The organism is Streptomyces sp. NPDC043680 (assembly GCF_056436685.1).
The window spans coordinates 17,192-39,844 of record NZ_JBWKCE010000006.1 but is presented as its reverse complement, the minus strand read 5'-3'; the positions used below and the strand labels follow the sequence as shown (position 1 = coordinate 39,844).

Here is a 22,653-nt window from a genome sequence, read left to right as displayed (position 1 = left end):
CGCCAGCGGCAACGCGACCCCGGCCGTCATGTGGACGAACTTGGACGGATAGTCGTACGCCGCCACGCGCAGCCCGATCAGCGCGCACACCCCGGCGACCAGGCCGATCAGCGCCCCGCCGACCCCGACGGAGGTCAGGCCGCCCACCGCGATCCCGGCCCCGGCGGCCGCGGCGAGCGAGACGCCCACGGACGGCGCGGTCGGCAGCGGCAGCGCCCGGGCGAAGACGGCGACCGCGACGGCGGCCGCCCCGACGGTGACGGCGGCGGAGTCGGCGGCCAGGTAGCCGGCGCAGACGATGGCGAGGGCGGCGGAGGCCACGGAGGCCATCAGGCCGTACATCCGCTCGTCGGGGTCGGCCTGGCTGCGCAGCTGGAGGACCAGCGTGAGCAGCACCCAGGCGCCGAGGGTGCCGATGATCGCACCGGGGCCGTGCACCTCCTCCACCGCCAGTACCGCGCCGTCGGCCACGACGGCTCCGGCGAAGGCGAGGGCGATGCCCTGGCGGGCGGGCCACATGCCGTTGAGGCGGAACCAGCCGGCCGCGGTCAGCCCCTGGAGGGCCACCAGCGGCACCAGCAGCGCGAGGTCCCCGACGGCGGCGGCGCCGGCCAGCAGCAGCCCGAGGGCGGCGGTCAGCAGGGCCGACTGCGGTCCGGGGTCGATGATCGGCGAGCGGCCCTCGGCGCGGGCCTGGGCCGGGTCGACGGCGCGCAGGGTGTTGCCGCCGAGTGTGGGCGGGGAGTACGCGGGCTCCTCGCCCGGTGCCGCAGGACCCGGCGCACCCGGGGCCGGCGCACCCGGGGCCGACGGGCCCGCGGCCTCGGGGACGTCCGTGACCGGGGGCAGATAGGCGGTCGCCTCGACGGCCGCCTCCGCCTGGGCCTGCGGGGCCGCGGCATGGGCGGCCTGCGCCCGCGGGGCGGCGGCCTGCGGGGGCTGCGCCTGCGGCGGGAGGTAGGCGGTGGCCTCGGCCCAGTCCGGGGCCGGTGGCTGCGCGGCCCCGGCCTGCACCGGCGGCTCGTCACGGAACCAGCCGCCCGGGGCGGCGCCCTCGCGGAACCAGCCGTCCGGGGCGGCGGGCTGGGCGTACGGCTGCGGCTGCTGCGGCTGGGCGTACGGCTGGGGCTGCTGCGCGTAGGGCTGCGGCTGCGCCGGACCGGGATCGCGGTACGGCGGCAGGTAGGCGGTCGCCTCGGCGGCGGGGCCCTCGGCCCACGGGGCGCCCCCGGGGCCCGGCGCAGGCTGCGCGGGCGCGGCCGGGGCCTCGTCCCGGAACCACCCCTCGGGTGCCGCCGGCCGGCCGGGCACGTCGCCCAACGGCGGGTGCACCGGCTGGTAGCCGGTGTCCCAGGTGTCGGACTGCCAGGTCTGGGTGCCGTACGGGTCCTGGTGCTGGTGCTGGTGCGGGTGCTGCTGGTGCTGCTGCTGGTGCTGCTGTTCTTCGGGGGTGCTCATCGGCTTCCGCTCACCCGCCCGCGAACGGCGGGAGCACCTCGACGGTGCCCCCCTCGGTCAGCGGAACGGCATCGTGCGGGCGCTTGCCCACAGGCTCGTCGTTCACGAGGAAGGAGCAGCGCAGCAGGACCCGGGTCAGTTCCCCCGGGTGGCGCTCCCGCACGGCGTCGAGCGCCTCGGCGAGTGTGCGCGCCGCGTACGGCTCCTCCGCCGTACCGGCCGCGGCCTTGGCCGCCGCCCAGTAGCGGATGGTTCCGGTTGCCACTGCAGCTCCTATCGTCGGCTCTCTACCGTCGCCGTCCATGATGACCCCTCGCGCCGCCCCGCCCTCGTGCCCCGGCGCGCCCCGTGTGCGCCGGGCGGTCCGCCGGAGGGCCGCCGCAGGCCGCCGATCCGGGGGAAACCGGTCACGAGCACGGACGATGCACCCGGCGCGCGTGGCGGGAACCACAGAAGAGGGCGGACGGAGCCCTCGGCCCGGTGGGCGCCGGTGGGCTATTCTGCTGGCGAGAGGATCCGGGCAATGTTGCCCCCGGGTCCTTTTGTGCTTTCAGCACGTTGAACGGACGCAGAACAGTGGAACAGTGGTGACCACGGACCTCAGGGCGCGGGGACCGCAGGCCGCCGCACCGCACCACAGCACACAGCACCACGTACGAAGCAGTACCGCGAACGTCCTCGACGGGACCGAGGAGGAACCGACGTGATGGACCGGCGAACCGTGCACGACCTCTCGACCCGGGCAGGTGGTCGGGCATGAGCTCTCTCCTGCTGCTGACCAATGCCCTGCAGCCCTCCACCGAGGTGCTGCCCGCCCTCGGCCTGCTGCTGCACAACGTCCGGGTCGCCCCGGCCGAGGGCCCGGCCCTCGTGGACACCCCGGGCGCCGACGTCATCCTCGTGGACGGCCGCCGCGACCTGCCGCAGGTGCGCTCGCTGTGCCAGCTGCTGCGCTCCACCGGGCCCGGCTGCCCGCTGATCCTGGTCGTCACCGAGGGCGGCCTGGCGGCCGTCACCGCCGACTGGGGCATCGACGACGTCCTCCTCGACACCGCCGGCCCCGCCGAGGTCGAGGCGCGGCTGCGGCTGGCCACCGGCCGCCAGCAGCTGGGCACCGACGACTCCCCGATGGAGATCCGCAACGGCGACCTGTCGGTCGACGAGGCGACGTACTCGGCGAAGCTGAAGGGCCGGGTCCTCGACCTCACCTTCAAGGAGTTCGAGCTGCTCAAATACCTCGCGCAGCACCCGGGCCGGGTCTTCACCCGGGCGCAGCTGCTCCAGGAGGTATGGGGCTACGACTACTTCGGCGGCACCCGGACGGTGGACGTCCACGTACGGCGGCTGCGCGCCAAGCTCGGTCCGGAGCACGAGTCGCTGATCGGGACGGTCCGCAACGTCGGCTACCGCTTCGTGACGCCGGAGAAGGTGGAGCGCGCGGCGGCGGAGGCGGCGGCGCAGGCGGCCGAGAAGGTCGCGGCCCGGGCGGCGGCCGAGGGTGCGGCGGGCGCCACCCGTTAGGAGGAGCCGGCAGGATCCGGCTGTGAGCATCCACTCCGCAGGAGGCCCTGCCCAGAGGTAGTGCACCCCGCGTAGACTCCGCTGCGTGGCCAAGGTGACGCGGGATGACGTGGCGCGACTTGCGGGTACTTCTACCGCCGTCGTGAGCTACGTCATCAACAACGGACCCCGGCCGGTCGCCCCGGCCACGCGCGAGCGTGTCCTCGCCGCGATCAAGGAGCTGGGCTACCGCCCGGACCGGGTCGCCCAAGCCATGGCCTCCCGGCGCACCGACCTCATAGGCATGATCGTCCCGGACGCCCGCCAGCCGTTCTTCGCGGAGATGGCGCACGCGGTCGAGCAGGCCGCCGCCGAGCGCGGGAAGATGGTGCTGGTCGGGAACTCCGACTACCGCGACGAGCGCGAGGTGCACTACCTGCGCGCGTTCCTCGGGATGCGGGTCTCGGGCCTGATCCTGGTCAGCCAGGGCATGAGCGAGCGCGCCGCGTCGGAGATCGAGGCGTGGGACGCCCGGGTCGTGCTGCTGCACGAGCGGCCGGAGGCGATCGACGACGTCGCGGTGGTCACGGACGACATCGGCGGCGCGCAGCTCGCCACCCGGCACCTGCTGGAGCACGGGCACGAGTACGTGGCGTGCATCGGCGGCATCGAGAACACCCCGTCGGTCGGCGACCCGGTCGCGGACCACGTCGAGGGCTGGCGGCGGGCGATGCTGGAGTCGGGGCGCTCGGTCGAGGGCCGGCTGATCGAGGCCCCGTACAACCGGTACGACGCCTACCGGGTCGCCCTGGAGGTGCTGGCCCGGCCCGACCGCCCGACGGCGATCTTCTGCGCCACGGACGACCAGGCGATCGGTGTGCTGCGGGCGGCGCGGGAGCTGCGGATCGACGTGCCCGGCGAGCTGGCGGTGGCCGGCTTCGACGACGTCAAGGAGGCGGCCCTGACGGATCCGCCGCTGACGACGATCGCCTCGGACCGGCCGGCGATGGCCCGGGCGGCGGTGGACCTGGTGCTGGACGACGGCCTGCGGGTGGCGGGCTCGCGCCGCGAACGCCTGAAGCAGTTCCCCTCGGCGCTGGTCATCCGCCGCTCCTGCGGCTGCCACTGACCTCCTCGCCCCGCTCGCGGGGCTGGGCCCCGGAGGGCCTCGCGCGGCAGCTGCCGGCGACCCTGGCCCGGATCCTCATATCCGGCATACGCGGTTCTGTCGGGCTTCTCAGCCGGGATTCAGGAAGCTTTCATGATCCCGGGACACAGTCGGGGACATGACCGAGAGCGAGAGTTTCCGCCGCGCAGGCGATGACCCGCAGGAGAACCGCCCGTCCGCCGGGGCCTATCCCCCGCCGCCCGGGTACCCGCCGGCCGCTCCCGGCCGGCCCGAAGCCCACCGGCCCGGCTGGGGCGAGGCGCAGCAGCCCGCCTGGGGCGAGGCCCACCAGCCCGCCTGGGGCGAGCCGGCCCCCGCGCCGGCCCCGCGGGGTCATGCGCGGGCCAAGCGGCCCGTGGCCCTGCTCGCCGCCGTCGCGATCGCCGCCGCGGTGGTCGGCGGCGGCACCGCCGTGGCCGTGCAGGAGGTGCTCGGCGACCGCACCGGCGCAGGCCGCGCCGTCACCGGCACCAACGTCTCGCAGTCCAGCGCCGGCACCGTCTCCGGCGTGGCCGAGCAGGTCAGCCCGTCCGTGGTCCGGATCGACACCCGGACCTCCTCCGGACAGGGCACCGGCTCCGGGATCGTCGTCACCGCCGACGGCGAGATCGTCACCAACAACCACGTCGTCAGTGGCGCCGCCGATATCCAGGTGACGATGAGCGACGGGAAGACGTACGCCGCCAAGATCCTCGGCACCGACCCCGACAAGGACCTGGCCCTGATCAAGCTCCAGGGCGCCTCCGGCCTCAAGCCCGCCACGCTCGGCAACTCCGACGGCCTCCGCGTCGGCGACGAGGTCGTCGCCATCGGCTCCCCCGACCGCCTCACCGGCACGGTCACCAGCGGCATCGTCTCGGCGCTGAACCGCGACGTGAACGTCCCGAAGTCCGAGCAGCAGGCCCCGCAGCGCCGCCAGGGCGGCGGCTGGCCCTTCTCCTACGACGGGCAGCAGTTCAACGGCGGCACCGGCTCGAACACCACCTCGTACAAGGCCATCCAGACCGACGCCTCCCTCAACCCGGGCAACTCCGGCGGCGCCCTCGTCGACATGAACGGCGAGATCGTCGGCATGCCCTCGGCGATCTACTCCCCCTCATCCGACAGCTCCGGCGCCGGCAGCGTCGGCCTGGGCTTCGCCATCCCGGTCAACACGATCAAGGCCGACCTCCCCTCCCTCCGCCAGGGCGGCACGGGCGGCACGGGCTCCGGCAGCGGCAGCTCCGCCGCCGACGGCTTCGGGACCTCGTACTGACCCCGTCCCGACCCCCTAGCCTGGAGGCGCCGCCGATCACCGACCACCACCCAGGGGGACCGACCATGGCCGCAACGACTGCCGGGGGCACCGAGGGCGACCCGCAGCGCATCCTCGTCGTCGACGACGAGCCGGCCGTCCGGGAGGCCCTGCGCCGCAGTCTCGCCTTCGAGGGGTACGCCGCGCAGACCGCCGTGGACGGGCTCGACGCCCTCGACAAGGCGGCCTCGTACGCCCCCGACCTGATCGTCCTGGACATCCAGATGCCCCGCATGGACGGCCTCACCGCGGCCCGCAGGCTGCGCGCCTCCGGCAGCACCACGCCGATCCTCATGCTCACCGCCCGCGACACCGTCGGCGACCGGGTCACCGGCCTCGACGCGGGCGCCGACGACTACCTCGTCAAGCCGTTCGAGCTCGACGAGCTGTTCGCCCGGGTCCGCGCCCTGCTGCGCCGCAGCGCGTACGCCGCCCCCGCCGCCGGGAACACCCCGTCCGAGGACGTCCTCGCCTTCGGCGACCTGCGGATGGAGCTGGCCACGCGCGAGGTCACCCGGGCCGGCCGCCCGGTGGAGCTGACCCGGACCGAGTTCACGCTGCTGGAGATGTTCCTGGCGCACCCGCGGCAGGTGCTCACGCGCGAGCAGATCCTCAAGACCGTATGGGGCTTCGACTTCGAGCCGAGCTCCAACTCGCTGGACGTGTACGTCATGTACCTGCGCCGCAAGACGGAGGCGGGCGGCGAGCCGCGGCTCGTCCACACCGTGCGCGGAGTGGGCTACGTCCTGCGGGCGGGCGAGAGCGGACCCGAATGAACCCGGTCGCCAGATTCCGCGCGCTGCCGCTGCGCTCCCGGCTGGCCCTGCTGGTCGCGGTGGCGGTGGCGGTCGCCGTCGCGGCCGTCGCCGCCGTGTCCTGGGTGATGGTGCGCACGCAGCTGCGCGAGCAGCTCGACCGGTCGCTGATGGCCACGAACCCGTCCGCCCAGGTCGTACGGACCCTCAGCGAGCCCTGTGTGGCCGCCCCGAGCCGGCCCGCCCAGGAGATCGCCGGGAAGCTGAACCCGACCGTGCAGATCGTCCTCGCCGACGGCGGCCACTGCTGGGTGAGCGGGCTTACCAACCTCCCCGTGAGCGCCGCCGACCGGCAGGTCGCCGCCGGGCAGCGGCCGACCAGCCTGCACGACGCGACGACCGCCGACGGCACGGCGATGCGCGTCTACACCTTCGCGGCGCAGACCCAGCCGGGCGCGCCCGTGTTCGGGATCTCCGTCGCCAAACCCCTGGCCGACATCGACAAACCGCTGTCCACCCTGGCCTGGGTGCTGCTGTTCGTCTCCGGTGTCGGCGTCGTCGGCGCCGGCGCGGCCGGCCTGTGGGTGGCCCGTACGGGCCTCCGGCCGGTCGACGAACTCACCGGTGCCGTCGAGCACATCGCCCGTACCGAGGACCTCACCGTACGGATCCCCGACGAGGGCGACGACGAGATCGCCCGCCTGTCGCGGTCCTTCAACTCGATGACGGCGGCGCTGGCCTCCTCCCGGGAGCGCCAGGCCCAGCTGATCGCGGACGCCGGGCACGAACTGCGCACCCCGCTCACCTCGCTGCGCACCAACATCGAGCTGCTCGCGCGCAGCGAGGAGACCGGCCGGGCCATCCCGCCCGAGGACCGCAGGGAGCTGCTGGCCTCGGTCACGGCGCAGATGACGGAGCTGGCCGCCCTGATCGGCGACCTCCAGGAGCTGTCCCGCCCGGATGCCGCCCCGCCCGCCAAGCTGGAGGTGGTGGCCCTGCACGAGATCGCCCGCAGCGCGCTGTCCCGGGCCCGGTTGCGCGGTCCGGAGCTGGGCTTCGGCGCCGAACTGGAGCCCTGGTACGTGCGGGGCGAGGCGGCGGCCCTGGAGCGGGCGGTGGTCAACGTCCTGGACAACGCGGTGAAGTTCAGCCCGCCGGGCGGGGCGGTGACCGTGTCGCTGCGGGCGGGCGAGCTGACCGTACGGGACCACGGGCCCGGCATCCCGGCCGACGACCTCCCGCACGTATTCGAGCGGTTCTGGCGGTCCCCGTCGGCCCGCGCCCTGCCCGGCAGCGGGCTCGGCCTGTCGATCGTGGCCCGTACGGTGGCGCGGGCGGGCGGGACCGCCGAGTTGCGGGCGCCGGCGGACGGCGGCCCGGGTACGGAGGCGGTGCTCCGCCTCCCGGGCGCTCCGACGCCGCCTCCGACACCGCCTCCGACGGCGCCGACGACGGCGCCGTGGGACGGGTCAGTTGTGCCGGATCAGTGAGGCGACCAGGCCGGAGCGGGTGTTGGGGAAGTCCATCGGGACGATCCCGAGCCCGGTGCGGCCCGCCAGTTCGGAGCCGTCGACGAAGGCGTGCACCTGCGGGTTGAGGCGGTCGGAGTTCCAGCGCGGCGGCATGTACGCCGCGGTGCTGGTGTAGTTGACGAAGAGCTTGCCGGGCTGCTGGACGGCCCGGCGGAACTGGTTCTCGATCCTGCCGCGTTTGGCGAAGGGCTCGGCGTTGTAGTCGTCCTGGATGTCGAAGACGCCGCCGTCGCCGTACCGCAGGCCGGGCAGGCCGCCGTTGTCGGCGAGCAGCACGACCTTGCCGCGGGCCTCGCCGAGGGTGGGCAGGGTGTCGGCGATCCGGAAGAGCGGGCGCCAGCCGCGGTGGTCGAGGTAGTCGTCGAAGACGGCGCGGAACGTCGCGTCGCTGTCACTGGAGTACTCCTGCTTGACCCGCATCAGGACGGTCTCGGAGGCGTGCGCGGCGAGGAAGTTCCAGCAGGCGACGAGGACGTCGCCGAACATCAGGTCCTGGAAGAAGGCCGCGTGGTGGATCGCGAAGGACCCGCCGGTGACCCGGCAGCGGACGTCCAGGAACCGGATCCCGGAGTCGAGCTGCTGCGCGATCGAGGTGTTCTGGCAGGCGACGTAGAGCCCACCCTTGGTGGCGCCCGAGTCGTGGGTGCCGGGGATGGTCATCCGCTGGAGGGCGGTGGAGTCGCCGAGCCCGGCCATCCAGTCCTGCGTGCCCAGGGTCCGGGCGGAGGCCGTGCCCGCGCCGGTGCCGAGGGCCAGGGCGGCGCCGGCCGCCAGCGCCCCGCCGAGGAATCTCCGCCGGTCCAGGCGGATGCCCGTGCCCGGGGCGGGGCCGGTGCCCGCGCCTCTGTCCGCGTCCGTCCGCGCGTCCGCGGCCGCGTCCCCGCCCACGCCTGTGCCCACGCCCATGCCCGCCCCTTTGCCGACTCGGTTGGTGGCCGGATTATGGCGTGGCGGAGCCGCGTTTACTACCCGTCGGTAGCGCTCACCTTTCGAGCAACTCGGCCATGGCGCGCAGGCCTTGGGCGAGCTCCTGACCGTTCGGCGCCTGCTCGGCGTCGGTCAGCGCCTGGACCATCACCCCGGACAGCAGCGCGAGGTGCACCGACCCGAGGGACCGTACGTCCTCCTCGGTGACCGACTCCTCCGGTACGCCGCGCAGCCCCGCGGCGATCATGCGGCGGGAGCGGCGCTGGCCCTCGGCGAGGACCGCGAGCAGCTCGGGCGAGGACTGGGCGTGGACGAAGGCCTCGATGGAGGCGGTCCAGAGCCAGCGCATGTCGCGGAAGTCCTGGATCTTGCGGTTCCACATGTCGGCGTACCGCTCGGCGTGGGTGTCGCCCTGTCCGGCCAGCCGGCCCGCCGCCGCCGACCACTCGTCCATCGCGGCGAAGAGCGCCTGGTTGAGCAGGGCCTCGCGCGAGCCGAAGTGGTAGCCGATCGCGGCCATGCTCACCTGCGCCGCCGAGGCGATGTCGCGCACCGTGGTGCGCAGGTACCCCTTCTCCTCCAGGCAGCGGCGCGCTCCGGCCAGCAGGTCCTCGCGATTTCCCATGCCCGGATCGTAGCCGCGCGCCGCGATTTGCACGCACGCCCAAGACGCCCGTATTGCGCACTTGCCTAAATCCTGACAGGCTCGTACCCGTCACCGCAGGACACACAGGGGAGAGCCGACCATGCGCCACACGCTGACCATCGACGACCGCACGCTGTCGTACCTGGACTTCGGCGGCCCCGGCCGCCCGCTGCTCGCGCTGCACGGGGGCCTGTCCGAGGGCATGGCCTTCGCCGGCCTCGCCGAGGCCCTCGGCGGGGAGTGGCGCGTCATCGCCCCCGACCAGCGGGGCCACGGCAGCTCGGACCGGGCCGCCGACTACACCCGCGCCGGATACGTCGCCGACGCCGTCGCGCTGCTCGACCACCTCGGCCTCGACGCCCCCGTTGCCGTCCTCGGCTACTCGCTCGGCGGGCTCAACGCCGTCCACCTGGCCGCCGCCCACCCCGACCGGGTCGGCGCGCTCATCGACGTGGACTCCGCCGTGGAGATCAGCCCCGCCGGCCACGAGTGGATGGCCTTCCTGCACACCATGCGCTACACGGCGCCGACCCGAGAGGAACTCCTCGACGCCGCCGGGCCGGTGGGCGCCCGGTTCGTCGAGCCGGCGCTGCGCCCGCTGCCGGACGGGCAGGGCTGGCGGCTGCCGTTCCACCCGCAGGACATGCTGGACTCCGTCGAATCCTGCCGCGGCGACCACTGGGACGCCTGGCTCGGGAGCACCTGCCCGGCACTGCTGGTCCACGGCACCCGCAGCGCTGCGCTCCCGCAGGCACAGGCCGACGCGATGGTGGCCCGGCGGCCCGGGACCGCCTACGCGCCCCTGGACGGGGACCACTTCCTGCCGTTCACCCACCCCGAGGAGTTCCACAAGGCCGTCGGCGCCTTCCTGGCCGCCCTCTAGCCCGCCCCGTCACGGGGGTACGGGGCACAACGCCGGAGGGGCGGCGGGCCGGCCGGCCCGCCGCCCCTCCGGGCGTGCGCTACGCAGGTGTTCCGTGGTGCTCGACGACCGTTACTTGACGACCGTGATGCGGTCCGCCGCCGGCGGGGCGATCGGGCTCGCCGCCGAGGACTTCGCCAGGTAGGCGTTGAAGGCCTCCAGGTCGGGCACGCCGACCAGCTTGTTCTTGTGGTCCTTCAGGACGGTGAAGCCGTCACCGCCGCCCGCGAGGAACTCGTTCATCGCGACCCGGTAGGTCTTGGCGGGGTCGATCGCCGCGCCGTTCAGCTTCACCGAGTCCACGACGATGCGGTCCGCGCCCGTCTTCGTCATGTCCAGGGTGTAGGTGAAGCCCTTGGAGACCTGGAGGATCTTCGGGGCCGCACCGTTGACCGGTCCGCTGACCTGCTGCTGGAGCGCGGTGATCAGCTGCGCGCCGGTCAGGTCCACGATGTTCATGAGGTTGTTGAACGGCTGCACGGTGTACGACTCGCCGTACGTCACGACGCCGTCGCCCTCGTCACCCGCGGCCTTGTAGGCCAGGTCGGCACGGATGCCGCCCGGGTTCATGATGGCCAGCTGCGCGCCGCCCTTGTCGGCCGGGGCCGTGGCCTCCAGCTGGGCGTCGGCGATCAGGTCGCCGAGCGGCTTCTCCGGGGCCTCCGAGCCGCGGCCCGCGATGTCCGCCGAGATGTAGCCCATCGGCCGGTTCGCGACCGGCGCCGCCAGGGTCTTCCAGCGGTCGATCAGCTCGGTCATGTCCGGGGCCTGGGGCAGGTCCCGGGTGACGACCTTGTTGACCGGCTTCGGCGAGACGAGCGGCGTGCGGACGATGTCCTTGGTCTGCCGGTCGTACGTCAGCGTGGTGTCCGTGAACAGGCGGCCGTAGGAGGCGGCCGAGGTGACCATGCGCGGGTTGCCCGCCGGGTCGGGGATGTTGCACGCGTACGCCTGGTGCGTGTGGCCCGTGACCAGCGCGTCGACCTTCGAGTCGACGTTCTTCGCGATGTCCACGATGGCGCCCGAGATGCCGGCGCCGGCACCCGGCACGTTGCAGTCGTAGTTGTACGCGCCGCTCGCGGGCAGTCCGCCCTCGTGGATGAGCGCGACGATCGACTTCACGCCCTGCTTGTTCAGCTCCTCGGCGTACTTGTTGATCGTCTCGACCTCGTCGCCGAACTTGAGGCCCTTGACCCCGTCGGCGGTCACGACGTCCGGGGTGCCCTCCAGGGTGACGCCGATGAAGCCGATCTTCACGTCCCCCTTCTTCCAGATGAAGGTGGGCGACATCAGCGGACGCTTGGTCTTCTCGTCGGTCACGTTCGCCGCGAGGTACTTGAACTCGGAGCCGGTGAACTCCTTGCCGTACTCGAAGCAGCCGTCGACCGGGTGGCAGCCGCCGTACGCCATGCGGCGCAGCTCGGTCTTGCCCTCGTCGAACTCGTGGTTGCCGACGCTCGTGACGTCCAGCTTGAGCTTGTTCAGCGCCTCGACGGTCGGCTCGTCGTGGAAGAGGCCCGACAGCATCGGGCTGCCGCCGATCATGTCACCGGCGGCGGCGGTGACGGAGTACTCATGGCCCTTGCGGGCTTCGCGCAGGCCGGTCGCCAGGTACTCGACACCGCCGGCCGGTATGGCCTTGGTGGTGCCGTCCGCCTGACGCTCGCTCACGGTGCCGGAGGAGCCCTGCGGCGGCTCCAGCGTGCCGTGGAAGTCGTTGAACGACAGCATCTGCACGTCGACGGTGCGGTCCTTGCCGGCACCGCCACCACTCGCGGCCCCGGCCGGCAGCGCGGCGGCGACCATCGCTCCGGCCCCGGCCGTGACGGCCAGGGCGGTGAAGGCCAACCGGCGCGTGCGGCGGTTCCGTTGTGGCTTCGCTGACATTTAGTCCCCTTATGTGACAGCGGTAATACACGGGAGGTCCGGGGAAGCCTATGGTCAACGCGCGTAGCACGACAGGGGGTACCGGGTATCGAGCTGGTTACACGCGGAAGACGGATCGATGGCGGGACCCCGCCCGCACACCACCACCCGCGCCGCCCGCGGCCGTAGGCTCGACGTATGACTGACGACGCAGCAGCGGCCCTGGAGCCGGGACGGCAGATGGAGACGCTCGACGAGCTGACGGAGGAACAGGCCGACGCCGTGCTCGCGCTGATCGAGGAGGCGGCCCGGTCGGACGGCACCACCGCCGTGTCCGAACAGGGCCGGCTCCAGCTGCGCGGCGGCCGCCGCGAGGGCATCCGGCACTTCCTGGTCACCGAGAAGGGGCGGCTCGCCGCCTACGGCCAACTGGAGGACACCGACCCGGTGGAGGCCCCCGCCGCCGAGCTGGTCGTCCACCCCGCCCTGCGCGGACGCGGACACGGGCGGGCCCTCGGCTCGGCCCTGCTCGCCGCCTCCGGCAAGCGGATCCGGGTGTGGGCACACGGGGGCAAATCGGCTGCCCGCCACCTCGCGCAGGTGCTCGGCCTGACCCTGTTCCGCGAGCTCCGCCAGCTGCGGCGCCCGCTCGACGGCCCGGACGCGCCGCCGCTGCCCGAGCCGGTGCTGCCGCCCGGCGTGAGCGTGCGCACCTTCGTACCCGGCCAGGACGACGCGGCCTGGCTCGCCGCGAACGCGGCCGCCTTCGCCCACCACCCCGAACAGGGCACGCTGACGCAGCGGGACCTCGACGACCGCATGGCGCAGCCGTGGTTCGACCCCAAGGGGTTCTTCCTCGCCGAACGGGAGGGGCAGGAGGGGGAGATCATCGGCTTCCACTGGACGAAGATCCACGCCGCGGACCAGCTCGGCGAGGTGTACGTGCTCGGCGTCCGCCCCGGCGCGCAGGGCGGCGGTCTCGGCAAGGCCCTCACCACGATCGGCCTGCGCCACCTGGCCGCGGCGGGCCTGCCGACGGCGATGCTGTACGTGGACGCCGACAACACGGCGGCCCTCTCCGTCTACGAGGGCATGGGCTTCAGCACCCACGAGGTCGACCTCATGTACCGCACCGAAAGCTGACGCCTCCCCACCCCGCGGGACTCCCGCCGGCCCGGACCCCGCGCGCAGGCCGGCGGGACCCGGCGGCAGCCCGCACGACGACGGACCGACCCGCCTGACCGGGCCACCTGGCCGGACAACCGGGCCGGTAGGCCGGGCCAGATCACCGGGCCGGGTCGCCGCGGGGCCGCCTGGCCGGCCCGCCGGGCCGGCCCGCCGGGCTGGTAGGTCGGGGCCGGACCACCAGGCTGGGTCGCCGCCGGGCCACCGGGCCGCCGGGCTGGGGGGGGCTGCGCGCGGGGCCGCCGGGGCGGGGGGCTGCGCGCATGGGGCCGCCGGGGCGGGGGGCGACGTACTCGTGTGTCATGCGGACCCTGGAAGCCATGCGCCATTCACCGGGCCTTAAGACGCGCTTGCGACCCTCCCCGCATGCAGCCCCGACTCCGACTGACGGCGACCACGTCCGACGCGCCTGTCCTGCCGCGTGCGCGGAAGAATGGAGTCATGAGCCACCAGCCCAGCGCAGGCCCCACCGAGGTCCCCGCCCAGCACCCGTCTCGCCCCTCCTCCGCCGACCCCGCAACAGCACCGGCATCGGCCTCGGCACCGGCGGCCGCGCGGATCGGCTCCATAGCCGCGCACCGCCCCCGCGTCGGCCTCGAACCGGATCTCGCCCCCGACCTCGACGCCGACCTGGACGCCTACGAGGACAAGGACGGCGGCGAACTGCCCGCCGGGCGGTTCCTGGACCGCGAGCGCAGCTGGCTGGCCTTCAACGAACGCGTCCTGGAGCTGGCCGAGGACCCGACGACCCCGCTGCTGGAGCGCGCCAACTTCCTGGCGATCTTCGCGAGCAACCTCGACGAGTTCTTCATGGTCCGCGTCGCCGGCCTCAAGCGCCGCATCGCGACCGGCGTCGCCACCCGTTCGGCCTCGGGGCTGCAGCCCCGCGAGGTCCTCGACCTCATCTGGACCCGCTCGCGCGAGCTCATGGCCCGCCACGCCGCCTGCTTCCAGCAGGACATCTCCCCGCAGCTCGCCGAGGAGGGCGTCCACCTCATCCGCTGGCCCGACCTCACCGAGAAGGAGCAGGCCCGCCTCTTCACGCTGTTCCGGAACCAGATCTTCCCGGTGTTGACCCCGCTGGCCGTGGACCCCGCGCACCCCTTCCCGTACATCTCGGGCCTCTCGCTGAACCTGGCGGTCGTCGTGCGCAACCCGGTCAGCGGGCACCGCCACTTCGCCCGCGTCAAGGTGCCGCCGCTGCTGTCCCGGTTCCTGGAGGCCTCCCCGCAGCGCTACGTCCCGCTGGAGGACGTGATCGCCGCGCACCTGGAGGAGCTGTTCCCCGGCATGGAGGTGCTCGCGCACCACATGTTCCGCGTGACCCGCAACGAGGACCTGGAGGTCGAGGAGGACGACGCCGAGAACCTGCTCCAGGCCCTGGAGAAGGAGCTCATGCGGCGGCGCTTCGGCCCGCCGGTGCGCCTGGAGGTCGAGGAGTCCATCGACCCCGGCGTGCTGGACCTGCTGGTGCAGGAGTTGAAGATCTCGCCCGCCGAGGTCTACCCGCTGCCCGGCCCGCTGGACCTGACCGCCCTCTTCGGGATCGCCTCCCTGGACCGGCCCGAGCTGAAGTACCCGAAGTTCGTCGCCGGCACCCACCGGGACCTGGCCGAGGTCGAGTCCGCTTCCGCGCCCGACATCTTCGCCGCGCTGCGCGAGCGGGACGTCCTGCTGCACCACCCGTACGACTCCTTCTCCACCTCGGTGCAGGCCTTCCTGGAACAGGCCGCCGCCGACCCGGACGTCCTCGCGATCAAGCAGACGCTGTACCGCACCTCCGGCGACTCGCCGATCGTCGACGCCCTGATCGACGCCGCCGAATCGGGCAAGCAGGTCCTCGTCCTGGTCGAGATCAAGGCCCGCTTCGACGAGCAGGCCAACATCAAGTGGGCGCGCAAGCTGGAGGAGTCCGGCTGCCACGTCGTCTACGGCCTGGTCGGCCTCAAGACCCACTGCAAACTCTCCCTGGTCGTCCGCCAGGAGGGCGACACCCTGCGCCGCTACAGCCACGTCGGCACCGGCAACTACCACCCCAAGACCGCCCGCCTCTACGAGGACCTCGGCCTGCTCACCGCCGACCCACAGGTCGGCGCGGACCTCTCCGACCTGTTCAACCGGCTGTCGGGCTACTCGCGCCGCGAGACCTACCGCCGGCTGCTCGTCGCCCCGCGCTCCCTGCGCGACGGGCTCATCGCGCGGATCGACAAGGAGGCCGCCCACCACCTGGCCGGCCGGCCCGCCTACGTCCGCCTCAAGATGAACTCGATCGTCGACGAGGCCCTCATCGACGCCCTCTACCGAGCCTCCCGCGCGGGAGTCCCCGTCGACATCTGGGTCCGCGGCATCTGCGCCGTGCGCCCCGGTGTCGCCGGGCTCTCGGAGAACATCCGGGTCCGCTCGGTCCTCGGCCGCTTCCTGGAACACTCCCGGGTCTTCGCCTTCGGCAACGGCGGCGAGCCCGAGGTGTGGATCGGCAGCGCCGACATGATGCACCGCAACCTCGACCGCCGCATCGAGGCGCTGGTCAGGGTCACCGACCCGGCCCACCGGGCGGCACTCGACCGGATGCTGGAAACCGGCATGTCCGACGCCACCTCCTCCTGGCACCTGGGCCCGGACGGCGAATGGACCCGGCACAGCACCGACCCCGAAGGCCAGCCGCTGCGGCACGTTCAGGAGATGCTCATAGACGCCCGGAGGCGCCGGCGTGGCTCAGCCAAACCATGACCTGATGGCGGGGACCGGTACCGCAGGTGACGTGCTCGGCACGTACCTGCGGGCCCAGGCCACCGCCTTCCTGCGCGCGCTCCGCGGGCACACCGAGAGCGCGGCGAGCGGGTCCGACGCCGTCGACGGCGCCGAGGCGGCGCGCAGCCTGCGGGGGGCTGCGCGCCGGATCAGCGGATCACTGGCCACCTTCCGGGTGGTGACCGAGTCCTCCTGGGCCGACGGACTGCGCACCGAACTGGTGTGGCTGTCCTCGACCCTGGCCGACGAGCACGCGTACGCCGCCCGGCTGACCCGGCTGATGGACGCGCTGCACCGGCTCTCGGGCACGCCGGAGGTCCCCTCGCCGCGGGCCGGCGCCGGCGCCCTCACGGTGGGCTCGGCGCGGGCGGGCGCGCTGCTGGAGCGCCAGCTGACCCTGGCCCGGACCCGGGCGCACTCGGCGACGCTCCAGGCCCTCGGCTCCTCCCGGTTCCACGCGGTGGCGGACGCGGTCGCGGTCCTCGCCTCGGAGGTGCCGCTGGACCCGGTCGCGGCCCGGGGGCCGGTGGAGGAGGTCCTGGTGCCCCTGGCGGAGGTGGCGCGGCACCGACTGGCGGCGGCCGTCTCGGCGCTGCCGCCGAGCGAGCGGGCACAGCCGTACAACGCCGACCACGACGGCTCCTGGCACGAGGTGCGCCGCCTGCTGCGGGTCCACCGCTACGCCCGGGAGGCCCTGGGCGAGGAGGTGGACCGCCTGGCCGCGGCGGGCGAGGCCCTGGACCGCCACCGCGACGCGGCGGAGGCGGCGGCCGCCTCGGCGACGGCGGCCCGCACCCCGCGCATCGCCCCGGCGACGGCCTACGCCCTGGGCATCCTCCACGCCGACCAGCGCCACGAGGTGGAGGCGGCCCGCAGGGCGTTCTTCCGTACCGGTGTGGGGGTCGGCGCGCCATCGCCGAGCTGACGCGGGACGGCCGGAACTGGCCGGAATCCGCCCCCGGCGCCGGGGGCGGACGACGCCGCTGCCGGGGCGCGGGCCCGGGCAGCGGCGCGGTTTCCCGGGCCCGCACCCCCTCCGAGCTGGGCGGCAGCCCACCGCGTAACAGCCGGATAACGACCCCGCACCAGGCCGTCCGCCACGGTTCACCGCCCGTTCACCAACCACGGTCGACCGCTTCACCTGGTCTGCCTAATTTCGGCAGTGCACGGTGCGAGTCGGCCGGCAGACGGCCGGCTTCCCACTCCACCCGACGTAGTCCTCTTCGCACGCCGCCCCGATACAGAAAGCGGCCGGCGGCTTCTGGAAGGAACACCCGAAAGTGAAGCTTCAGCGCAAGAACATGCTTCGTGCCTCCGCCCTCGGGGCGCTCGTCGTGTCCGGCGCCCTGGTCCTCACGGCGTGCGGCTCGGACGACAACACCAAGGACAACGGCTCCGCCAGCGGCAAGCCGGCCGCCGCCGCGGGCGACATCAAGTGCGCCGACGCCAAGGGCAAGCTGCTGGCCTCCGGTTCCTCCGCCCAGAAGAACGCGGTCGACCTGTGGGTCAAGGCCTACATGGCCGCCTGCTCCGGCGTCGAGGTGAACTACAAGTCCTCCTCCTCCGGTGAGGGCATCGTCGCCTTCAACCAGGGCACCGTCGGCTTCGCCGGCTCGGACTCCGCGCTGAAGCCCGAGCAGGTCGAGGAGTCGAAGAAGGTCTGCACCGGTGGCCAGGGCATCAACCTGCCCATGGTCGGCGGCCCGATCGCCATCGGCTTCAACGTCTCCGGCGTGGACAAGCTGACGCTGGACGCCCCGACCCTCGCCGCGATCTTCAACGACAAGATCAAGAAGTGGGACGACGAGGCGATCAAGAAGCTGAACCCGGGCGTCACCCTTCCCTCCACCGCCATCCAGGCCTTCCACCGCTCCGAGGACTCCGGCACCACCGAGAACCTCGGCAAGTACCTCAAGGCCGCCGCCCCCGACGCCTGGACCTACGACGCCGCGAAGAAGTGGCCGGCCCCCGGCGGCCAGGCCGCCTCCGGCTCCGCCGGCGTCGCCTCCCAGGTCAAGGCCGTGGACGGGGCGATCGGCTACTTCGAGCTCTCCTACGCCGCCTCGCAGAGCATCAAGACGGTCGACATCAACACCGGTGCCGCCGCCCCCGTCAAGGCCTCCGCCGACAGCGCCTCCAAGGCCATCGCCGCGGCCAAGATCGCCGGGACCGGCTCGGACCTCGCGCTTAAGCTCGATTACACGACCAAGGCCGAGGGCGCGTACCCGATCGTCCTGGTCACGTACGAGGTCGTCTGTGACAAGGGCAACAAGGCGGAGACCCTGCCGACCGTGAAGTCCTTCCTGAACTACACCGCCTCGGACGCGGGCCAGAAGGTCCTCTCCGAGAACGGCTACGCGCCGATCCCGGCCGAGATCAACACCAAGGTCCGCGAAGTCATCGCGTCGCTGTCCTGACCCACTGAGCCTTGCGGAGCCGGCCGACTCCCGCGGCCGGCCGGCCCCCGAGGCCCCTCCCCCCACCCGGGGGGCGATCCGGTGCACCGCCGCCAGGGGGCCCTGCCCCCGTCCAGACCGGAAAGACCATGGCTTCCACCACACCCACCCCGACAGACACGGCTCCGCCGGTCTCCACGAGCGCAGGGTCCACCGGCCGCGCCGGTGACAAGATCTTCGCGGGGCTCTCCAAGGGCTCCGGCATCCTGCTCCTGGTGATCATGGCGTCGATCGCCGTCTTCCTCAGCTACCGCGCCTCGATCGCACTGTCGAAGAACGAGGGCAACTTCCTCACCACCTTCGACTGGAACGCGTCGGCCAACCCCCCCGTCTTCGGCATAGCCGTCCTGCTCTTCGGGACCGTCGTCAGCTCGATCATCGCGATGGCCATCGCGGTTCCGGTCGCCGTCGGCATCGCCCTCTTCATCTCGCACTACGCGCCGCGCAGGCTGGCCACCCCCCTCGCGTACGTGGTCGACCTGCTGGCCGCCGTCCCGTCGATCATCTACGGCATCTGGGGCGCCCTCTTCCTCGTCCCGTACCTCGGCGGCCTCAACCTCTGGCTCGACGAGTACCTGGGCTGGACCTACGTCTTCGACAAGACCCAGGTCGGCGTCGCCCGCTCGCTCTTCACCGTCGGCATCCTGCTGGCGATCATGATCCTGCCGATCGTGACCAGCGTCAGCCGCGAGGTCTTCCTCCAGGTCCCGCGCATGAACGAGGAGGCCGCCCTGGCCCTCGGCGCGACCCGCTGGGAGGTCATCCGCATGTCGGTGCTGCCCTTCGGCCGCTCCGGCGTCATCTCCGCCTCCATGCTCGGCCTCGGCCGCGCGCTCGGCGAGACCATGGCCGTCGCCACCGTCCTCTCCCCGAGCTTCCTGATCTCCGGCCACATCCTGAACCCGGGCGGCGGGACGTTCGCGCAGAACATCGCCGCGAAGTTCGACGAGGCCAACGAATTCGGCCGGGACGCGCTGATCGCCTCCGGTCTCGTCCTCTTCCTCCTCACCCTGCTGGTCAACGGCGCCGCTCGCGTGATCATCGCGCGCCGCAAGGAGTACTCGGGGGCGAACGCCTGATGAGCCACGCACTTCAGGACCAGCGGCCCGTCCGGGCCGGCAAGTCCGCCGCTCCGGCCGGCCTGACCCGAGGCGGCCTCCCCCGCTGGGCACCCGCCGGGATCGGGGCCCTCTCGATCGCCCTCGGCTGCGGCATCGGCACCGTCTTCGACCTCCACAGCCGGATCCAGTGGGGCCTGATCGCCGCCCTGCTCTTCGTCGGCATCACGTACACCGCCAGCGCGGTCGTCGAGAACCGCCGCCAGGCCAAGGACCGGGTCGCGACCTCCGTCGTCTGGGTCTGCTTCCTCCTCGCGGTCATCCCGCTGCTCTCGCTGATCTGGACCACCGTCGGGCGCGGCCTGAAGGCCCTCGACGGGGACTTCCTCAGCCACTCGATGAACGGCATCACCAGCTTCGAGGAGGGCGGGGGCGTCTACCACGCGCTGCTCGGCACCATCGAGCAGGTCGCCCTGGCCACCGCGATCGCCGCGCCCATCGGCCTGCTGACCGCCGTCTACCTGGTCGAGTACGGCCGGGGCGGCCTCGCCAAGGCCGTGACCTTCTTCGTCGACGTCATGACCGGCATCCCCTCCATCGTCGCGGGCCTGTTCGTCCTGACGACCTGGAACCTGATGCTCGGCTTCGGCCCCTCCGGCTTCGCCGGCTCGATGGCCCTGTCGATCCTGATGATGCCCGTCGTGGTCCGCTCCACCGAGGAGATGCTCAAGCTCGTCCCGAACGAGCTGCGCGAGGCCGCCCTGGCCCTCGGCGTGCCGAAGTGGCGCGTGATCCTCAAGGTCGTGCTCCCCACCGCCATCGGCGGCATCGCCACCGGTGTGACGCTGGCCGTCGCCCGTATCGCCGGTGAGACCGCGCCGATCATGCTGCTCGTCTTCGGTACGCAGCTGATCAACGGCAACCCCTTCGAAGGTGCCCAGTCCTCGCTCCCGCTGTACATCTGGGAGCAGTACAAGGTCGGCAGTGACGCCTCCTACGACCGGGCCTGGGCAGCAGCGCTCGTCCTGATCGCCTTCGTCATGATCCTCAATCTGGTGGCCCGCGGAATCGCCCGCTGGAAGGCCCCGAAGACCGGTCGCTGACGCGACCAATGAAAGCGAAGTGACCCTCATGGCCAAGCGAATCGACGTCAGCGGTCTGTCCGCCTTCTACGGCAGCCACAAGGCCATCGACGACATCTCGATGACCGTGGAGCCCCGCTCGGTGACCGCCTTCATCGGTCCGTCCGGCTGCGGCAAGTCCACCTTCCTGCGGACCCTGAACCGCATGCACGAGGTCACCCCCGGCGGCCGCGTCGAGGGCAAGGTGCTCCTGGACGACGAGAACCTGTACGGCCCCGGCGTCGACCCGGTCGCGGTCCGCCGGACGGTCGGCATGGTCTTCCAGCGCCCGAACCCCTTTCCCACCATGTCGATCTTCGACAACGTGGCGGCGGGCCTGCGGCTGAACGGCAGCTTCAAGAAGTCCGAGCTCACGGACACCGTGGAGCGGTCCCTGCAGGGCGCCAACCTCTGGAACGAGGTCAAGGACCGCCTGAACAAGCCCGGCTCCGGCCTCTCCGGCGGCCAGCAGCAGCGCCTGTGCATCGCCCGAGCCATCGCGGTCGAGCCGCAGGTCCTGCTGATGGACGAGCCCTGCTCGGCGCTGGACCCGATCTCCACCCTCGCCATCGAGGACCTGATCGGCGAGCTGAAGGAACGCTTCACGATCGTCATCGTGACGCACAACATGCAGCAGGCGGCCCGCGTCTCGGACCGCACCGCCTTCTTCAACCTCGCGGCGGTGGGCCGGCCCGGCAAGCTCGTCGAGATCGACGACACGGACCGGATCTTCTCCAACCCGTCCGTCCAGGCGACCGAGGACTACATCTCGGGCCGCTTCGGCTGAGCCCGGGATGTCCTGAGCGTCCTGCGGTGCTGCATGGCGGTGCCACCGCAAGGCGAAAGGGCCGGCTCCCCCTGGGTGGGGGGAGCCGGCCCGCTTCCGTCTGCGTACGGCTAGCCGACGGCCAGGTCGACGAGCCAGAAGCTCACCGCGGCGACCACGGCGGCGGCCGGCATGGTGATACTCCATCCCCCGGGGGATGACCCCCGGACCCCCAGCAGGGAGCCGGCTAGCCGACGGCCAGGTCCACGAGCCAGAAGCTCACCGCGGCGACCAGGGCGGCGGCCGGCATGGTGATGAACCAGCCGAGGATGATGTTCTTCGCCACGCCCCAGCGGACCGCGTTGACCCGCTTGGTCGCGCCCACACCCATGATCGCCGAGGTGATCACGTGGGTGGTGGAGATCGGCGCCTGGTACAGGTAGGACGCGGTGTACATGATCGACGCGCCGGTCGTCTCGGCGGCGAAGCCCTGCGGCGGGTCCAGCTCGATGATCTTGCGGCCGAGGGTGCGCATGATGCGCCATCCGCCCGCGTACGTGCCCAGCGACAGCATCACGGCGCAGGCGATCTTGACCCACACCGGGATCGGGTCGCCGGCCTTCTCGACATCGGCGATGACCAGGGCCATCACCACGATGCCCATCGTCTTCTGCGCGTCCTGCAGACCGTGGCCGAGGGCCATGCCGGCCGCCGAGACGGTCTGGGCGATACGGAAGCCGCGCTTGGCCTTGTGCGGGTTCGACCTGCGGAAGATCCACATGATCGCGACCATCACCAGGTAGCCCACGACCAGGCCGACCAGGGGCGACAGGAACATCGGGATGACGACCTTCTCCAGCACCCCGTGCCAGATGACGCCGATCCCGCCCGCGAGCGCCGCACCCACCATGCCGCCGAAGAGGGCGTGCGAGGAGGAGGACGGCAGGCCGAAGTACCAGGTGATCAGGTTCCAGACGATCGCACCGACCAGCGCGGCGAAGAGGATCCACATCCCCCGGTCGCCGTGCGGCGTCTCGATCAGGCCCTTGCTGACGGTCTTGGCGACCCCGCTGCCCAGGAAGGCGCCGGCGAGGTTCATCACCGCGGCCATCGCGAGGGCGGCGCGCGGGGTGAGCGCGCGGGTCGAGACCGAGGTCGCGATCGCGTTCGCCGAGTCGTGGAAACCGTTGGTGTACGTGAAACCGAGCGCGACACCGATGGTCACGATCAGAGCGAAGGTGTCCACGA

General features: G+C 72.6%; 19 protein-coding genes. 13 read left to right on the top strand and 6 right to left on the bottom strand.

All coding sequences use genetic code 11. The features are described 5' to 3' along the window. Together AC0666_RS15100 and AC0666_RS15095 are read right to left on the bottom strand one after the other, a co-directional pair. Positions 1 to 1,458 (bottom strand): hypothetical protein (locus tag AC0666_RS15100; RefSeq protein ID WP_478707717.1); only part of this gene is annotated, 1,458 nt, incomplete at its 3' end. A gap of 10 nt (positions 1,459 to 1,468) precedes the next feature. Beyond that, positions 1,469 to 1,723, bottom strand: coding sequence for a MoaD/ThiS family protein (locus tag AC0666_RS15095; RefSeq protein ID WP_356849619.1), 255 nt, complete (start codon positions 1,721 to 1,723; stop codon positions 1,469 to 1,471). 491 nt (positions 1,724 to 2,214) lie between these two features. Between AC0666_RS15095 and AC0666_RS15090 the strand changes: the two genes are divergently transcribed. The 5 genes from AC0666_RS15090 to AC0666_RS15070 all read left to right on the top strand — a co-directional run bounded on the left by AC0666_RS15090 (position 2,215) and on the right by AC0666_RS15070 (position 7,665). Beyond that, complete coding sequence (locus AC0666_RS15090) at positions 2,215 to 2,979, top strand: response regulator transcription factor (RefSeq protein WP_361721500.1); 765 nt, start codon at positions 2,215 to 2,217, stop codon at positions 2,977 to 2,979. Positions 2,980 to 3,064: 85 nt separating this feature from the next. Next, on the top strand, positions 3,065 to 4,087 hold the full coding sequence (locus AC0666_RS15085) for a LacI family DNA-binding transcriptional regulator (RefSeq protein WP_468581609.1): 1,023 nt from the start codon (positions 3,065 to 3,067) through the stop codon (positions 4,085 to 4,087). 157 nt (positions 4,088 to 4,244) lie between these two features. Continuing rightward, positions 4,245 to 5,381, top strand: a complete 1,137-nt coding sequence (locus AC0666_RS15080) for a S1C family serine protease (protein WP_468970419.1) — start codon at positions 4,245 to 4,247, stop codon at positions 5,379 to 5,381. A gap of 65 nt (positions 5,382 to 5,446) precedes the next feature. Further along, the gene (locus AC0666_RS15075; RefSeq protein WP_478707716.1) at positions 5,447 to 6,196 is read left to right on the top strand and encodes a response regulator transcription factor; all 750 of its coding nucleotides are present in this window, start codon (positions 5,447 to 5,449) and stop codon (positions 6,194 to 6,196) included. Then, positions 6,193 to 7,665 (top strand): sensor histidine kinase, encoded by a 1,473-nt coding sequence (locus tag AC0666_RS15070; RefSeq protein ID WP_478707715.1) that lies wholly within the window; start codon positions 6,193 to 6,195, stop codon positions 7,663 to 7,665. The genes AC0666_RS15075 and AC0666_RS15070 overlap by 4 nt, the downstream gene beginning before the upstream one ends. Here the strand turns inward: AC0666_RS15070 and AC0666_RS15065 are convergent. Both AC0666_RS15065 and AC0666_RS15060 read right to left on the bottom strand, forming a co-directional pair. Beyond that, positions 7,645 to 8,511: a phosphatidylinositol-specific phospholipase C gene (locus AC0666_RS15065; protein ID WP_468970547.1), complete on the bottom strand. Its 867-nt coding sequence runs from the start codon at positions 8,509 to 8,511 to the stop codon at positions 7,645 to 7,647. The genes AC0666_RS15070 and AC0666_RS15065 overlap by 21 nt on opposite strands. A gap of 178 nt (positions 8,512 to 8,689) precedes the next feature. Beyond that, on the bottom strand, positions 8,690 to 9,259 hold the full coding sequence (locus tag AC0666_RS15060; protein WP_361721515.1) for a TetR/AcrR family transcriptional regulator: 570 nt from the start codon (positions 9,257 to 9,259) through the stop codon (positions 8,690 to 8,692). Between the two features lie 121 nt (positions 9,260 to 9,380). Between AC0666_RS15060 and AC0666_RS15055 the strand changes: the two genes are divergently transcribed. Beyond that, positions 9,381 to 10,163: an alpha/beta fold hydrolase gene (locus tag AC0666_RS15055; protein ID WP_478707714.1), complete on the top strand. Its 783-nt coding sequence runs from the start codon at positions 9,381 to 9,383 to the stop codon at positions 10,161 to 10,163. 111 nt (positions 10,164 to 10,274) lie between these two features. Here the strand turns inward: AC0666_RS15055 and AC0666_RS15050 are convergent, their stop codons facing one another. Next, on the bottom strand, positions 10,275 to 12,089 hold the full coding sequence (locus tag AC0666_RS15050) for a bifunctional metallophosphatase/5'-nucleotidase (RefSeq protein ID WP_478707713.1): 1,815 nt from the start codon (positions 12,087 to 12,089) through the stop codon (positions 10,275 to 10,277). A gap of 177 nt (positions 12,090 to 12,266) precedes the next feature. Here AC0666_RS15050 and mshD point away from each other — a divergent pair, with 177 nt between their 5' ends. From mshD to pstB, 7 genes are all read left to right on the top strand, one after another. Beyond that, a complete protein-coding gene (mshD, locus tag AC0666_RS15045) occupies positions 12,267 to 13,211 on the top strand; it encodes a mycothiol synthase (RefSeq protein ID WP_468970434.1) in 945 nt (314 codons plus the stop codon). Between the two features lie 483 nt (positions 13,212 to 13,694). After that, a complete protein-coding gene (locus tag AC0666_RS15040) occupies positions 13,695 to 15,983 on the top strand; it encodes an RNA degradosome polyphosphate kinase (protein ID WP_468970437.1) in 2,289 nt (762 codons plus the stop codon). Between the two features lie 4 nt (positions 15,984 to 15,987). Continuing rightward, the gene (locus AC0666_RS15035) at positions 15,988 to 16,929 is read left to right on the top strand and encodes a CHAD domain-containing protein (RefSeq protein ID WP_478707712.1); all 942 of its coding nucleotides are present in this window, start codon (positions 15,988 to 15,990) and stop codon (positions 16,927 to 16,929) included. Positions 16,930 to 17,284: 355 nt separating this feature from the next. Next, a complete protein-coding gene (gene pstS, locus AC0666_RS15030; RefSeq protein ID WP_468970443.1) occupies positions 17,285 to 18,421 on the top strand; it encodes a phosphate ABC transporter substrate-binding protein PstS in 1,137 nt (378 codons plus the stop codon). A gap of 128 nt (positions 18,422 to 18,549) precedes the next feature. After that, positions 18,550 to 19,539: a phosphate ABC transporter permease subunit PstC gene (gene pstC / locus AC0666_RS15025; RefSeq protein WP_468581598.1), complete on the top strand. Its 990-nt coding sequence runs from the start codon at positions 18,550 to 18,552 to the stop codon at positions 19,537 to 19,539. Beyond that, complete coding sequence (gene pstA / locus AC0666_RS15020; protein WP_468970448.1) at positions 19,539 to 20,621, top strand: phosphate ABC transporter permease PstA; 1,083 nt, start codon at positions 19,539 to 19,541, stop codon at positions 20,619 to 20,621. Before pstC ends, pstA begins: the two co-directional genes overlap by 1 nt. Positions 20,622 to 20,649: 28 nt before the next feature. Further along, positions 20,650 to 21,426: a phosphate ABC transporter ATP-binding protein PstB gene (pstB, locus tag AC0666_RS15015; protein WP_478707711.1), complete on the top strand. Its 777-nt coding sequence runs from the start codon at positions 20,650 to 20,652 to the stop codon at positions 21,424 to 21,426. 226 nt (positions 21,427 to 21,652) lie between these two features. Here pstB and AC0666_RS15010 read toward each other — a convergent pair whose 3' ends face one another. Further along, complete coding sequence (locus tag AC0666_RS15010; RefSeq protein WP_468970451.1) at positions 21,653 to 22,651, bottom strand: inorganic phosphate transporter; 999 nt, start codon at positions 22,649 to 22,651, stop codon at positions 21,653 to 21,655. Between the last annotated feature and the right edge of the window lie 2 nt (positions 22,652 to 22,653).